This window comes from Azospirillum oleiclasticum (assembly GCF_013423485.1).
Lineage (GTDB): Bacteria > Pseudomonadota > Alphaproteobacteria > Azospirillales > Azospirillaceae > Azospirillum > Azospirillum oleiclasticum.
The window spans coordinates 195,014-209,206 of the sequence record NZ_JABFFR010000027.1 but is presented as its reverse complement, the minus strand read 5'-3'; the positions used below and the strand labels follow the sequence as shown (position 1 = coordinate 209,206).

14 protein-coding genes are annotated in these 14,193 nt (G+C 67.0%); 5 read left to right on the top strand and 9 right to left on the bottom strand.

The features are described 5' to 3' along the window. Window positions 1-52 precede the first annotated feature (52 nt). The 9 genes from HL658_RS25145 to HL658_RS25105 all read right to left on the bottom strand — a co-directional run bounded on the left by HL658_RS25145 (window position 53) and on the right by HL658_RS25105 (window position 8,565). Window positions 53-1,264: an ABC transporter substrate-binding protein gene (locus HL658_RS25145; RefSeq protein WP_180283893.1), complete on the bottom strand. Its 1,212-nt coding sequence runs from the start codon at window positions 1,262-1,264 to the stop codon at window positions 53-55. A 60-nt stretch (window positions 1,265-1,324) separates the two neighbouring features. Beyond that, on the bottom strand, window positions 1,325-2,770 hold the full coding sequence (locus tag HL658_RS38095) for a phenylacetate--CoA ligase family protein (protein ID WP_180283892.1): 1,446 nt from the start codon (window positions 2,768-2,770) through the stop codon (window positions 1,325-1,327). A 119-nt stretch (window positions 2,771-2,889) separates the two neighbouring features. Then, the gene (locus HL658_RS25135; RefSeq protein ID WP_180283891.1) at window positions 2,890-3,507 is read right to left on the bottom strand and encodes an FAD-dependent oxidoreductase; all 618 of its coding nucleotides are present in this window, start codon (window positions 3,505-3,507) and stop codon (window positions 2,890-2,892) included. A gap of 319 nt (window positions 3,508-3,826) precedes the next feature. Then, the gene (locus tag HL658_RS25130; RefSeq protein ID WP_180283874.1) at window positions 3,827-4,336 is read right to left on the bottom strand and encodes an IS630 family transposase; all 510 of its coding nucleotides are present in this window, start codon (window positions 4,334-4,336) and stop codon (window positions 3,827-3,829) included. After that, on the bottom strand, window positions 4,333-4,836 hold the full coding sequence (locus HL658_RS25125; RefSeq protein WP_180283873.1) for a winged helix-turn-helix domain-containing protein: 504 nt from the start codon (window positions 4,834-4,836) through the stop codon (window positions 4,333-4,335). Before HL658_RS25125 ends, HL658_RS25130 begins: the two co-directional genes overlap by 4 nt. Window positions 4,837-4,965: 129 nt before the next feature. Then, entirely contained in the window at window positions 4,966-5,616 is a 651-nt protein-coding gene (locus HL658_RS25120; protein ID WP_180283872.1) for a hypothetical protein, read from the bottom strand. A gap of 97 nt (window positions 5,617-5,713) precedes the next feature. Next, a complete protein-coding gene (locus tag HL658_RS25115; RefSeq protein ID WP_180283871.1) occupies window positions 5,714-7,012 on the bottom strand; it encodes a TRAP transporter large permease in 1,299 nt (432 codons plus the stop codon). Continuing rightward, the gene (locus HL658_RS25110; protein WP_180283870.1) at window positions 7,009-7,509 is read right to left on the bottom strand and encodes a TRAP transporter small permease; all 501 of its coding nucleotides are present in this window, start codon (window positions 7,507-7,509) and stop codon (window positions 7,009-7,011) included. The genes HL658_RS25115 and HL658_RS25110 overlap by 4 nt, the downstream gene beginning before the upstream one ends. 42 nt (window positions 7,510-7,551) lie before the next feature. Then, a complete protein-coding gene (locus HL658_RS25105) occupies window positions 7,552-8,565 on the bottom strand; it encodes a TRAP transporter substrate-binding protein (protein WP_180283869.1) in 1,014 nt (337 codons plus the stop codon). Between the two features lie 124 nt (window positions 8,566-8,689). Between HL658_RS25105 and HL658_RS25100 the strand changes: the two genes are divergently transcribed. The 5 genes from HL658_RS25100 to HL658_RS25080 are packed head-to-tail and all read left to right on the top strand — an operon-like array spanning window position 8,690 to window position 14,190. Continuing rightward, a complete protein-coding gene (locus tag HL658_RS25100) occupies window positions 8,690-9,604 on the top strand; it encodes a succinylglutamate desuccinylase/aspartoacylase family protein (protein ID WP_180283868.1) in 915 nt (304 codons plus the stop codon). A 49-nt stretch (window positions 9,605-9,653) separates the two neighbouring features. Then, window positions 9,654-10,760, top strand: a complete 1,107-nt coding sequence (gene hppD / locus HL658_RS25095; protein WP_180283867.1) for a 4-hydroxyphenylpyruvate dioxygenase — start codon at window positions 9,654-9,656, stop codon at window positions 10,758-10,760. Window positions 10,761-10,773: 13 nt separating this feature from the next. After that, the gene (locus tag HL658_RS25090) at window positions 10,774-11,781 is read left to right on the top strand and encodes a fumarylacetoacetate hydrolase family protein (RefSeq protein ID WP_180283866.1); all 1,008 of its coding nucleotides are present in this window, start codon (window positions 10,774-10,776) and stop codon (window positions 11,779-11,781) included. Then, a complete protein-coding gene (locus tag HL658_RS25085; protein WP_180283865.1) occupies window positions 11,778-12,998 on the top strand; it encodes an alpha-hydroxy acid oxidase in 1,221 nt (406 codons plus the stop codon). The genes HL658_RS25090 and HL658_RS25085 overlap by 4 nt, the downstream gene beginning before the upstream one ends. A gap of 28 nt (window positions 12,999-13,026) precedes the next feature. Then, window positions 13,027-14,190: a homogentisate 1,2-dioxygenase gene (locus HL658_RS25080; protein WP_180283864.1), complete on the top strand. Its 1,164-nt coding sequence runs from the start codon at window positions 13,027-13,029 to the stop codon at window positions 14,188-14,190. Window positions 14,191-14,193: the final 3 nt, after the last annotated feature.

The following is a 14,193-nucleotide window of genomic DNA, read 5'->3' as shown; positions in this document are numbered from 1 at the left end:
GCGGGGACAAAATGTGTCCCCGCATCCGCGCCTCGGAAGCCAGGCGATTGCCTCAGGGCTGATAGGTTTCCCAGAGTTTGGCCGGCTTGCCGCCCTTGAAAACGACGATGTTGGTCGATTTTGAACCGGCGCCGCTGTGTTTGCCTTTGTAGGAAACCGTGTAACCCTGCTGACCATGGGCCATCGGAAAGTCGGCAATCTGCTCCATCGCTGCCACCATTGCGGCACCGTCGACGGAATTTGCCTTCTCGACCGCCAGTTTCGTCATCATCAGGCCGTCCCAGACCGCGGCGTGCAGCCAGACGAACGGCTGGTCCTTTCCGACGGCCGCGAGATACAGATCGCGGACGGCAACCAAACTGGGTTTGGTCGGATCGATCATGTCGACCACGATCAGCCCATCAATGCTGTCGCCTGCCTGCGCCCAGATTTGCGGCTGAGCGGTGACGCTGCTCGTAGCCCAGCGGGGCAATTCAAGATTGAGCCGGTTGTAGGACCGGTAAAGCGTCACCGTTGACGGCGCATGGGCGGTAACGTCGAGCAGAACGTCGGGCTTGGCTTCGGCGATACGGAGAAGCTGGGGAGAGGCGTCACGGGCTCCCGCTTCCATGATCTCGACCGACGCCGCCTTGAAGCCGTCCTCGGTCAACCTCTTGACGTAGCTGTCGAGCAGCGGCTTGGATGTCGCGGTGGATTCACTGAAGAAACCGATTTTGCCGTATCCGGCCCGCTTCAAGCCGTTGACCAGCGTTTCCGCCTGGAGTTCGGCCGGAGGTGCCACCGTGAAGATGAACTGGTTGTTCGGCGGTTGAACGATCTTGTCGTTGACGTTGGTCGGGGCGATGCAAAAGATCTTCTCTTCGGTGCAGACGACCTTGCCCTGGATCGTCGCGGCCGAGCCGGAGATGAAGATCAGCATCCGCGCACCCTGCTCGACCAGCCGGCGCGCCTTCGCAGCGGAGAGGTTCGGGTTGCTCTGGTCGTCCTCGAACAGGAGCTTGATCGGGCGGCCCATGATGCCCGGCCTGCCGCCGAACTGTTCGGCCGCGTAAAGCAACTCCCCCCGGTTGACCGCCGCGACGAAGGCTTTCAGGGCCTTCGACGATTCCTGCGAATAAAAGGCACCCGAGCTGGAGCGATCCTCCAGGACGCCGATGACGACCGGCTCGCCGGTCGCCTCGGCCGCCATCGCAGGTGCAAGGCCGAGACAACCCGACAAAAGCGTCCCGACCATCCCGACTGTTCCGAGAAGCAGATTTTTCAAGATTTCCTCCCAATTGGCTCTTGCGGCCGTTCTTCGGCTCCTATGGCCGTCCTCCGGCTCCTATGGCCGTCCTCCGGACTTTCGGAGATCGATCAGCCTGCGCGCCTTGCCTTCGGCGCCTACCTTCGTGAATTGCGTAAGCTCGCCAGCCTCGAAGACCTGCACGCCGACCTTGACACCCAGGTCCTTGCGGAACGCGGCCTCCATGTCGGCGGCGAGCGCCGCAGCATCGATGTCCGGACTCTTCCGTTCTATCCGGATCACCATCTCGTCGCGGCGTCCCAACCCGCTGCCGTCGTAATACACGACGCAGACATAGTCGTTGGTCGCGCGCGGCTCGCGGCTGACCGCCGAGAGGCAGGCCATCGGATAGACGCTGGTCCCGCGCAGCTTGACCATCTCGTCGCTGCGGCCAAGGAACAGCGACAGCTTCCGTGTGCACAGACCGCATGCGCATTCACTGCGGTCACTCATCCGCATCCGGTCGCGCATGTTGTACCGGATGAACAGCGGAACGCTGCGCGCAAGGTTGGTGGCTACCACATTGCCTTCCGTACCATAGGGCACGGGGGTCCCGTCATCGGCATCGACGATTTCGAGATAGCAGGTGTCCTCCGAAATGTGCTTGCCGTCCTGGCGATCGCATTCGAAGGCGACCATGCCGATCTCGTGGGATCCCCAGGTGTCGTAGAATGGCGCACCCCATGCCTCCTGCAGGCGGCTGCGCACGGTCCCCTCGGTGTCGACGCCGAGCAGGCCGAAGAGGAACTTGGTCGGCAGTGACCGCAGGTCGAAACCGATCGTCTCGGCGACCTCGGCCAGTCTCCCGAAATACTCGGCGGTGCCGAACCAGCCGTTCGTCCCCAGCGCTTTGGCGAATTCGAGCTGACGCTCGCTGGGCGTCACCACGCCCGAACCGGTGGTCACCGATACCCCGCCCAGCCAAGCGTGGATGCCATGATGCGCACACCATCCGGCATTGGCGAGCGAGGTTGTGAACAGGACCTGGACGACGTCTCCCGGACGCGCACCTTGGGCGAACATCGCCCGGGCGGTCTGGATGCCCTGGATTTCCCACGCGATCGGGTCGAACAACGTGATGCGAGGCAGACCAGTGGTGCCGCCGCTGGTCTGCACCTTGAGCGGCATGGTCCCCAGCCTCTCGCTGCCGAACGGCACATGGCTGCCATATGGCGGGCATTCGGCGGACGCCTGCTTGAGATCGTCGCTCGTGAAGGAGGGCAGCTTCGCAATGTCGTCGAGGCTGCGGATATCACCAGGTTCGATGCCTTCGGCACCCCAGAGCTTCTGGTAGAAAGGAGTCCTCCAGCCATCGGCCATACGCTCAAGAAAAAGACGGTTCTGGTGATCGCGCAACTGCTCGGCCGACCATCTTCCCGTGGTGCGGGCATAATCGGGCGGAGGTGGAAAATTACGGACCAACTCCTCCCAGTCAATGGAGCGCCAGTAGTGCGGAATCGTCACGTCTTGATCTGATTTCTGCACGGTTCCTCTCTCGGTCCCGGAAAGGGATACGATCACCCATTCCAACTTTTAATTTGTTGAACAGAATGTATATTGATCGGACGACAAGATCAATGAAAAAATGAGTGGGCGTTCATAATTCATGGCTGAGCCTTGGCCGTGGTGTTTCGGCCGACGATACAGCCGGCTCCGTGGGAACCATCGGTCACCTCACCCGCAGCGAACAGCCGGTCGGTCGGCTCGCCACAGGCATTGATGACCCGCATCGATGCGTCGATCGCCAGCGGCACGCCCTCGTCTCCGACCATCGTCCGGCGATCGGAAGGCCTGTCGCCCCCTACCCTCACATCGCGGTTGTGGAGGTCGACCGTCGTGGCCGCCGGTCCGGCATCAACGCCGCATTCCCACTGCAGAATGGCAAGGAGCGCATCGAGCGTGGGCGCGGAAACCTCCCTGCAGCCCAGCGCCTTCAGACGCCGATAAGGCACAGGCGCCGTCTCGGCATAGAGGCGGGAGAGGTCTTCCTGACAGTCTTCGGCATGCGACTGCAACAAGGCCTCGAGAAGTTCCTGCCGCGACCCCGGCTGCGATTCCGTCTCGCACAGCCTCACATGGCCTCCGGTCAGCGCGGTGCTGCCCCCGACGATCGCTTCGCTCCCGAGCAACAGCGTGTTGGCGCCAAGTTCGGCAGCTTCCACGGCGGCCACCATCCCGGCGGCGGCGGAACCGATTGCCAGCACCTGTGCTTCGGATGACATCTCCATACCTTACCTGGGCCACAGAGGCCGATTGACCGCCCTCAATAAATATGAATTCTGATTCATATTTCATATTCTGTCAATGGCCGAGGTGGTGGCGTGGCAAGCCCCTGTTGCTACTGTGTCATCAGCTGCGGTTGTGGTGGCAGCATCTCTGGAGGGTTTGTGCCAGGGTGCGGGCGATTGCGACGCGCATGCTGGTGATTGAGGTCGGGATGTGGCGCTCAGGGCGGGGCGGTAGCGCCGCGGGGTCGGAAGCCTTGGGGAAGCTCAGGCGCTTGGAGGCGCCCGGCGGGAGCCGGGCCTGATACCGCCGAATCTATGAAGTGACCCATTGGAGCCAAGGCTGCGAGCACAGGCTTCGGATGCGGCCCGGTTCGGCGACGAGAGTGTTCCAGGCATGGCAGCAGGCGTCGGCATCGGCGAAGACTTGCAGCGACAGGAAGCGCTCGCGCAGGAACAACCAGACGCGCTCCACCGGGTTCAGTTGCGGGCTGTAGGGTGGCAAGGTGACGAGGGTGACGTTTTCGGGCACGCGCAGCCTTGCGGTGGCGTGCCAACCGGCGCCGTCGAGCACCAGGTCGGTGTGCTCGTCCGGCGCCAAAGTGGCGGCGAAGCGCTCCAGGAACAGGGCCATGATGCGGGTGGAGACGGTCGGCATGACCAAAGCGAAGGCATCGCCGGTGTCCGGTCGCACCGCCGCGTCGATAGAGGCCCACTCGTAGCGCTGGTCGCACCGGCCGGGCGGGCGCTGGCCTTTCGTCCACCAGCGGTGACACAGGCGCCCCTTCTGCCCAACCCTCGCCTCGTCTTGGAACCAGAGTGTCACCCGCTTGCCGGCATGGGCCGCCGCTGCGGCATCCAGCGCCGCGCGGAGCCCCTTTTTTCGAAGCGCTCCTGCGCTTTGGCGTCGGTGCGCGGGAGGACCGGGCGTGCCTTCTGCCGCGACAGTCCCATCCGACGCAGGATACGGCTCAGGCTGTGGGGGTGCAGCGCCTTGCCGAAGCGCCGCGAGATCCACAGCGCCAACGCTTCGCGCGTCCAGGTGCAGACCCCGTCCACCGCAGGATCGGGGCCGGCGTAGATGACCGCGGCCAGGGCGGCCTGCTCACCCTCGCTCAACACCTCCGCCCGATGCCCCTTCGGCCGGTCGAACAGCCCGTCCGTGCCTTCGGTGTTGTAACGCATTACCGCATCCCGCAGCGCCTGGCGCTCCATTCCCGCCAGCCGTGCCGCCTCCGCCCGGCTCATCCCTTCCAGCGCGTGGGCGATCGCGTACGCCCGCGCCGCAGCCCGCCCGTTCCCGCAGCGCCGTGCCCATACCCGCAACTCCGCCGCCGTCAAAACCGTGAGACCGTCAGCCCTCCAGACATCGGCTCCCCCCCAAACACCATTCGGCTTGGGGCATCGAATCACGATCCGGCAGCAGAGGGAATCCCCAACCGAAGCCGAGTCAGTTCATCCGTTCGCCGGTATAACTCTGCGGACCAATGGGATTGCCGGTGGCGTGTTTGGCGTGAACGCTCGGCGCCGGCTCGCCGTTCTGGCTGAAGGCCACGCGCGCCACCGACTGGCCGCAGGAGCAGAGGTCAGGCAGCCATCGCGGATGGCCAGCCGCAGCTCGCCATCGTGCCCGCCCGGCGCCCACAGGGACAGCAGGTCACGCCACCAGTTGCCGTGGGGATCGCCCGCCATACGGGAAAGCGCCTCCATCGCCGCATCGCTCGATTGCCGATCGAAGCCGGACATCCGCCCCCCTTCCAGCGCCCCGGAAAGCCCGACCCGGCGTCGGTCGAAGACGTTGAAGAAATGCGCCTTCGGCGAGCAAATTGTCGCGGAGTTCCTTCGGCAGGGCGCGGCGTGATCGCGATCCATGCCGGCCGGCTGAGCGGCTGACAGGACAGTTGTGCCATACGACAGCGCGGCGGCTCCGGACGCGCAGGCGTTTTCCACCCGCGTCGCCGGCTTCCAGCGCACGTCGTCATCCGCCTGCAGCACCGGCGACGAGCAGAAAGCATCCGGCACGAATCCGCCGTTCAGCTTGCCGAGCCAGATACCGTCCACATCGGTGCCGGCGACCCCGGCATTCCGCAGCACCTTCCGCGTCACAGCGACGATCTGCGCCTCCAGATCGACGCCTTCGATACGGCCGAACGGCGAATGCGCCCAGCCGGCTTCGAGGGTGTTTCGGCCACCCGATGCCGGTTCATCCCACGCGCATGGTCAAAGGCACGATCAGCGCGATCGCCGGCACCAGGATCAGCAGCATCAGCCTGACCACGTCCGCCACCAGGAATGGCACGATTCCCCGGTAGATGGTGCCAAGCGCGACCGTGGGGTTGAGCGATCGGATGATGAAGAGATTCATGCCGATCGGCGGGGAGATCATGCCGAACTCGATCGACACCACCACGACGATCCCGAACCAGACGAGGTCGTAGCCGAAACCCGCGACGATCGGGGCGAACAGCGGCACCGTCAGCAGCATCATGGCAAGGCTGTCGAAGATGCAGCCCAGGACCAGGTAGATCATGACGATCGCCACGATGACCAGGATCGGCGCCACATCCAGCGACTGGATGAATTGAGCGAGCTGCGCCGAGAAGCCCGAGAACACCACGACGTTGGAGAACAACAGGGCGCCGATCAGCACGAACAGCAGGGTCGCGGTCATCACCGCCGCATCCAGCGCCGCGGCGAAGATGGCGGCCGGAGACAGGCTGCGCCGTGCCACGCCGATCAGCAGCGCACCGGCGGCACCGATCCCCGCCGCCTCCGTGGCGCTGAAGACGCCGAGATAGAGCCCGCCGATCACCACCGTGAACAGCACCGCCACCGGCCAGACGCCGAGAAGGGCGGCACGGCGCGAAGGCAGGCCCGCCGGATCCGTGCGCGGCGCCAAGGCCGGCCGCAGCCGCACCGTCACGGCGATCGCGACGATGTAGAGGACGGCGCCCAACAGGCCCGGCAGGATGCCGGCAAGGAACAGGTCGCCGATGCTCTGCTCCGTCATCATGCCGTAGATGACCAGGATGATGCTGGGCGGGATCAGGATTCCCAGCGTACCGCCGGCGGCGATCGAGGCGGTGGCGAGACCGTCGTCGTAGCCATAACGCTTCATTTCCGGCAGTGCGACCGAACCCATGGTCGCCGCGGTGGCGAGGCTCGACCCGCAAACGGTGCCGAATCCGGCACAGCCCATGATGGTCGCCATCGCCAACCCGCCGCGCACCCGGCCGAGCAAGGCGTTGGAGGCGTCGTAGAGGGCCGATGCGATGCCGGCACGGGCGATCAGGTTCGCCATGAACAGAAACAGCGGCAGCACCGACAGCGTGTAGCTGTTGGCGGTATCGAAGGCGGTCTGGGCGACCATCGACCCGGCAGCCCCCAACCCGATGATCAGGGTGAGACCCACGAAGCCGACGCCACCCAGCGCCGCGGCGAGCGGTACGCCGATGCCCAGCAGGATGAAGACCGCGGCGAAGGAGAGGACGGCCGTGATCATCGCGCCACCCTCCGCAAGCCGGCCAGGATCCAGGCGAGCGACGCGACAGCCGCCGCGGCGAAGGCGATCGCCGCCCCCCAGGCCACCGGGTGCCAGGGAAGGCCCAGCCATGGCGTGCTGTCCCCATAGCCCATCAGCTTTGCGGCGAACCCGGTGCTGTACCAGCCCAGCACCAGCAGATAGGCGCCGAGGACCAGGCCGGAAACCGTGCCCGCGACGCGGGCGGCGGTGCCGGTCAGCCGTTCCGAGAGTATGTCCACCACGATATGCTCGCGCCGCAGGGTGGCCAGCGGCAGGCCGGCGAAGAACAGGACCGCCATCAGTACCTGGATGACCTCCTGGCTCCAGGGCAGCGGCTTCGACAGCAGGTAGCGGGATGTCACGTCCCAACACATGACGACAGTGATCGCGAGGATGCTGGTGGCGCAGACCGTCTGGAAGAGACGGTCCACGACACGGACCGCCAGAGGCCGGTCCGCGCGGGCGGGTGATGCCATCGAAGGCTCCGTCATCAGGCTGGCAGTGGAGAGGCGACGGAACTACTTCCCGCCGGCCAATTCGCGAAGGCGGTCGAGCGCCTTGCGGCCATCGACGCCCTTCTGCTTGGCTTCCTCGATCCAGGCGTCGTCGAGCGGCGCGAGCCGCTTGCGGATCTCGTCCAGCATCGCGCCGCCGGCGACGACGCGCCGGACCCCCTGCTTCTCCATCAGCGCGACCGCGCTGGCGTCGGCCTTGTCCCAAGCCTTGCCACCCATCCGGGCCAACGCTTCGCCCGACACGGCCATGATGGCGTCCTGGTCCCGCCTGGACAGGCCATCCCATGCCTTCTGGTTCATGATGATGTAGACCGCGGCGTTGTAGGCGCCCTTGGGGATCACGAACTGGCCCTTCACCACCCCGTTCAGCTTGTAGGACGCGTACGCCTCGTTCGTGAAGAAGGCACCATCGACGATGTTGCGCGAGATCATCTCGTGCACCTCCCCCGACGGGGACGTCACGGCGGCGGCACCCAGCAGCCGGGCAACCTCCTGCACGGTGCGACCGCCGGTGCGGAATTTCTTGCCCTTGAAGCCGTCCAGCGTCTCCGGCGGGGCATCGCGGGTGTAGATGGTGCCGGGACCGGTGGCATAGACCGTCAGCACCTTGACGCCTTTGAACTCGTCCGCGGCCGCGAACATGTCCTGATGGACTGTCCAGTAAGCGACCGACAGGGCCTCCGCGCTGTCGCCGAGGAACGGCAGGTCGATGGCTTTGGTGAGGGTGAAGCGGCCCGTGTTGTAGGACGGCACCCCCCAGGCGATGTCGGCCCCGCCGCTTTCCACCAGATCGAACATCCGCGGCGGTGCGGCGAGGCTGGTCGGCAAAATCGACACCGTGACGCGGCCCTCCGTCGCCTTGGCGACAGCCTCCGCCCAGGGCTTGAACACATCGACCACCTGGCCGTGGGTCGCCGGCAGGATGTTGTTGAATCGCAGCACGGTCTCCGCGCAGGCCGGCAGCGCACCCAGCGCCAGTGCGGCGCCCACGATCATGCCGGTCAGTGTACGGCGCATGGTCTCCTCCCCCGCTTCGTGTTGGAACGCCCCATCGTTAGCATGCGAAAAAAACAATTGCAAACGTATTCTTTTTCTGTTTGAAAGTATCAGCACGACAAACGAATTGTGGAGGGGCGAGGCGATGATCGAGGATGTGATCGACATCCGGACGGGACATCCCGGCCCGACCCTGGCGGTCACCGTGCTGCTGCACGGCGACGAAACCTGCGGTCTGGCTGTGGCCGACGCGGTGGCTGCCGGGCGGATCGCCCCCGGCAAAGGGCGGCTGATCGTTCCGGTGATGAATCGGCCGGCCCACACCGCTGTCGGCGGACCGCGGCGTCATCTGGGCACCGACATGAACCGCCTCTGGTGCGAGGCGGGGATCGCCGCGGACAGGCCGGAAGCCGTCCGCGCCCGCGCGGTGCTGCCGCTGCTGCGGGAGGCCGACGCGATCCTCGACCTCCATTCCCTGCCGCACCAGGACGTACCTTTTCTGATGCGGTCGGCCCTGCGGCCCGCGTCCGAACATCTGGCCGACGCACTTGCCGACGTCGTGCCGCGGACGGTGATCGCACCGCCGCCCGTCAACCGCGGTCCGGCGCTGTTCGAAACCGCGCTGCTGCCTCCGGATACCGCCATCGTCGTCGCCGAGTGCGGGCGCCACGGCTCCGCGGACGCCGATGCGGTGGCCCTGGCCCTGGTCGTCACCGCACTGCGCACCCATGGCATGATCGACGCGCCAACGCCGATTCCCACCGTTCCGCCCTTTGGGCGGGAAGGCGCCGGCACCTACGAGTTCGTGGACGAGGTCAGGCTCCGGCACGGACCGTTCCGGCCGGCCGCGTCCTTCGGCGGCTTCCACCCGCTGCGGCGGGGGGAAACCTACGGGTATGACGGGACGCATCCCATGGTCGCGGACGAGGACTGCCGCATCCTGCTGACCCGGCCGGCGGTGAAGCCGGGCGACGAGGCGCTGACCCTGGTCCGGCGCAAGGTCGGGGATGGCCGCTGGACGGGCCGGGACACCCCGCAGGATCAGCGGTCGCCCGCATAAAGACGTTTCCTTTGGAACCATCCAGCCGATCAACGCAGAGGAGTTTTTCATGGGCGTTCCCATCGAGAGGGCGTCGGATCGGACGGCCCCCGGCCAGGTCCACGACAACCCCGTCGGCACCAACGGCATCCCGTTCATCGAGTTCAGCGCCGCCGATATCCGTCCGGTCGCCGATCTGCTGGGGCGGCTGGGCTTCCGCCCGGTCGCCCGCCACCGGACCCAGTCGGTGGCGCTGTGGCGGCAGGGCGGCATCGACATACTGCTGAACGACGATCCGGCGACCCACGGCACCGCCTTCGCCGGACGGCACGGCCCCTGCATCTCCGCACTGTCCTTCCGGGTCGCCGACGTGGCGCTGGCCAAGGCGCGGGCCGAAGCCGGCGGCGCGGAGCCCTACCGGGGCGAGCGCGGGGCCACGGCGGTGGAGGCGGTCGCCATGACCGGCATCGGCGGCAGCCTGCTCTATCTGGTGGACGAGGAGACCGAACGGCGGATCAAGGAGCAGGAGTTCATTCCGCTGGAAGGCGACAGCCTGCCCGACGTCCCCGGGGTCGGCTTCCTGGAGATCGATCACCTCACGCACAACGTCGCGGCCGGCAACATGGACCGCTGGACGGAGTTCTACCGCGACGCCTTCAACTTCCGCGACGTCTTCTACCTCAACACCAAAGGGCAGAAGACCGGTTTCCGTACCCGCGCGATGAAGAGCCCCTGTGGGCGCATCTGCATCCCGGTGAACGAACCGACCGATCCCAAGTCTCAGATCCAGGAATACATCGACGTCTACAAGGGGGAGGGGGTGCAGCATCTCGCCTTCCTCAGCGGCGATCTCAATGGCAGCATCGAACGCATCGCCGGCGCCGGCATCCCGATGATGGACATCCCCGACAGCTATTACGACGGCGTCGATGCGCGCATGCCCGGCCATGGCCAGGATCTCGCCCGTCTGAAGGCCAACGGAATCCTGATGGACGGTGAGCGGGAGGAGGGCGCCTGGACCATCCTGCTGCAGATCTTTTCCAAGAACCTGATCGGGCCGATCTTCTTCGAGTTCATCGAACGGCGCGACAACGATGGCTTCGGTGACAACAACGCCAAGGCGTTGTTCGAGGCCATCGAGCGCGACCAGATGAAACGCGGCGTCGTGGCTTCGTGACGGCGGCCCGGCGATGAAGCTCGCAACTCTGAAGGACGGCAGCCGCGACGGGCGGCTGATCGTCGTCGATCGCGATCTCGGGTCCGCGGTGATGGCTGGCGGGGGCTTGCGCCGCCTGCAGGACGCGCTGGATGACTGGGACCGCCACCGCCCCACGCTGGAAGCCCTGTCGGACCGGTTGGCGTCGGGCAAGGCCGACGGAGCCTTCCCTCTCCAGACCGAACGGCTGATGGCGCCGCTGCCGCGGGCGTATCAATGGCTCGACGCCAGCGGCTACATGAACCACGTGGAGCTGGTGCGGCGGGCCCGTGGGGCGGACCTGCCGCCGGACATGTACCACGACCCGATCATGTACCAGGGGGCGAGCGACAGTTTCCTCGCCCCGACCGACCCGATCGCGATCGCCGACCCGGAGGGCTGGGGCGCCGATTTCGAGGCGGAGGTGGTGGTCGTCACCGGCGACTGCCCGCTTGGTGCCGGACGGGACCGCGCGGCGGCGTCGATCCTGCTGGTCGGCCTCGTCAACGACGTGTCCCTGCGCGGCCTGATCCCGGCGGAGCTGAAGAAGGGCTTCGGCTTTATCCACGGGAAGCCGTCCAGCGCCTTCGCCCCGGTCTTCGTCACGCCCGACGAGCTGGGTTCCGCCTGGGATGGCGCCAAGCTGTCGCTGCCGCTGATCGTCCGGCTGAACGGGGCGGAGGTCGGCCGCCCCGATGCGGGGACCGACCTGACCTTCGACTTTCCGGCTCTGATCGCCCATGCGGCCAAGACGCGCCGGCTCGGTGCCGGGACCATCGTCGGTTCCGGCACCGTGTCGAACCGCGACCGGACCGCCGGGGTCTGCTGCCTCGCCGAGCGGCGGACCATCGAACTCTTGGAGGAAGGCGGTATCCGCACCCCCTATCTGAAGCCCGGCGACCGGGTCGAGATCGAGATGCTGGACGAGGCCGGACGGTGCGTCTTCGGCGCCATCGACCAGCGGGTGATGCTGCTCCCGGCTGCGGCGGAGGTCGCCCGATGACCGCCCCTATCGGTCGCTGCCGGAACGTGGAGGACGTCCGCGCGCTGGCGAAACGACGGCTGCCGCGCGCCGTCTTCGACTTCATCGACGGCGGTGCCGACGACGAAGCGGCAATGCGTGGCAACCGCAACCAGTTCGACGCCTTCGCCCTGGTGCCGCGGGTCGCTGTCGGCGTCGGCGGACGCGACCAGTCACGCACCCTGTTCGGCCGTCGCTTCGCCTCGCCCTTCGGAATCGGACCGACCGGGCTGGCCGGACTGGCGTGGCCGGAGGCGGAGGTCGCCCTGATGCGGGGGGCCGAGGCCGCCGACGTGCCCTTCACACTCAGCACGGTGTCGAGCGTCGCCATCGAGGAGATCGGGGACGCCGCGGGCCGCCCGCACTGGTTCCAGCTCTACATCCTGCGCGACCGCGCGATCTCGCGCCGTCTGGCGGAACGGGCGGCGGCGGCCGGTTTCGAGACGCTGGTGGTCACCCTCGACTGCCCGGTGGGCGGCAATCGGGAACGCGACCTCGCCAACCGGTTCTCGCTTCCCTACCGGCCGGCGCTCGCCGGCATCCTCGACACGGCGCGGCGGGTCTCCTGGCTCGCGCAGATCGCCCGGCACGGCGCGCCGCAGCCGCGCAACATGGCGGAGGCGGCGGCGCGCTCCGGGTCCACCTCCCTGCTCGCCTTCATGGAAGCCCAGCTCGACCCCTCGGTCACCTGGGACGACGTGCGCGAGGTGCGCCGGCTCTGGCGGGGTCCGCTGGTGGTGAAGGGGCTGCTGTCGCCGGCCGACGTCGACCGCGCTCTGGCGGTCGGCGCCGATGGCGTCCTGGTCTCCAGCCACGGCGGGCGGCAGCTGGGAGCGGCCGTCCCGCCGCTTTTCATGCTGCCACGCATCCTGGACGCGGCCAGCGGCCGATTGACCGTGCTGTGCGACAGCGGCTTCCGCCGCGGCACCGACATCATGAAGGCGTTGGCACTGGGGGCCGACGGCGTTCTGATGGGCCGTCCGACCCTGTACGGGGTCGCCGCAGCGGGTGAGGCGGGGTCCCGCCATGTGCTCGACCTCCTGCGGCGCGAGGTGGACCGGGCGATGGCCCTGCTGGGCTGCACGGACCTCGCCGCCCTCGGGCCGGAGCATGTCATCGCCAACGCACCGGCCCCGATCCCCGCATCGACCGAAACCCGATCCGTTCCGGCGCACCCCTTTGCTGCCGCCGGAACCTGACCCACCCTTGCCCGGAAAGACGAAACCGATGGCCAGTTCGCACGACATCAGCTTCCCGCGCATCGAGGGCCGCGCCTCCCGGCAGGCCCATGCCGACCTGCCGGCCGGCACCTTTGAACGGGAACTCGGCCGCGAGGGTTTTTTCGGCCCGGCCACCATGATGTACCACCGCCATCCCCCGACCGGCTGGTCCAGGTGGGGCGGGCCGCTGCGCCCGCGCGCGTTCGACCTGACCCGCATCGTGGAGTTCGGCCCCACCGTCTGGGATGCCCCGACGGTGCTGGAGAACGCGCATGTGCGGATGCGGTTCTGGCGGTTGGACACCGCGATGGATCATCTGGTGCGCAACGCCGACGGCGACGAGCTGCTGTTCGTCCATGGCGGCGCCGGCGATCTCTACTGCGACTATGGCCATTTGCGGATCGGGGCCGGCGACTACGTTCTGCTGCCCCGTTCCACCATGTGGCGCATCGACACCACCGGTCCGATGTCGTTGCTGCTGTTCGAGGCGACCAACGGGGCCATCAAGGCACCCGACCGCGGCCTGGTCGGTCGCCATGCGCTGTATGACGAGGCGATTCTCGACACCCCCGCCATCGACGAGGCGTTCAAGGCCCAGCAGGACGAACGGGAATGGCTGGTGCTGATCCGCCGCCGCGCTGTGCTGTCCAGCGTGGTCTATCCGTTCAACCCGCTGGACGCGGTCGGCTGGCACGGCGACCTGGCACCGGTGCGGCTGAACCTGCGCGACATCCGGCCGCTGAGTTCGCACCGCTACCATCTGCCGCCGTCGGCCCATACCACATGGGTCGGCAACCGCTTCGTCATCTGCAGCTTCGTGCCCCGCCCCTTCGAGACCGATCCCGCCGCCATCAAGGTGCCGTTCTTCCACAACAACGACGATTTCGACGAGGTGGTGTTCTATCACGATGGGGATTTCTTCTCGCGCGACAACATTCATCCGGGAATGGTGACGTGGCACCCCTGCGGCTTCACCCATGGTCCGCACCCGCAGGCGCTGAAGGCGATGTACCAACCGAAGAGTCCGGGCACCAACGAGTATGCGGTGATGCTGGACACCCGCGACGCTTTGGACCCGGGGCCGGGCATGGAGGCGGTCGAATTCGCCGGCTACGCCGACAGCTGGAAGTCCACCGAGCGGGCGGCGCCAGCGAAGCCGGCTTCGGAGTGAGCG

Coding starts and splice junctions, on each gene's coding strand:
- HL658_RS25135 (WP_180283891.1), bottom strand. CDS start 3,507: ATGTCATCCGAAGCACAGGTGCTGGCAATCGGTTCCGCCGCCGCCGGG.
- HL658_RS25115 (WP_180283871.1), bottom strand. CDS start 7,012: ATGATCACGGCCGTCCTCTCCTTCGCCGCGGTCTTCATCCTGCTGGGC.
- HL658_RS25110 (WP_180283870.1), bottom strand. CDS start 7,509: ATGGCATCACCCGCCCGCGCGGACCGGCCTCTGGCGGTCCGTGTCGTG.
- HL658_RS25105 (WP_180283869.1), bottom strand. CDS start 8,565: ATGCGCCGTACACTGACCGGCATGATCGTGGGCGCCGCACTGGCGCTG.
- HL658_RS25100 (WP_180283868.1), top strand. CDS start 8,690: ATGATCGAGGATGTGATCGACATCCGGACGGGACATCCCGGCCCGACC.
- hppD (WP_180283867.1), top strand. CDS start 9,654: ATGGGCGTTCCCATCGAGAGGGCGTCGGATCGGACGGCCCCCGGCCAG.
- HL658_RS25090 (WP_180283866.1), top strand. CDS start 10,774: ATGAAGCTCGCAACTCTGAAGGACGGCAGCCGCGACGGGCGGCTGATC.
- HL658_RS25085 (WP_180283865.1), top strand. CDS start 11,778: ATGACCGCCCCTATCGGTCGCTGCCGGAACGTGGAGGACGTCCGCGCG.
- HL658_RS25080 (WP_180283864.1), top strand. CDS start 13,027: ATGGCCAGTTCGCACGACATCAGCTTCCCGCGCATCGAGGGCCGCGCC.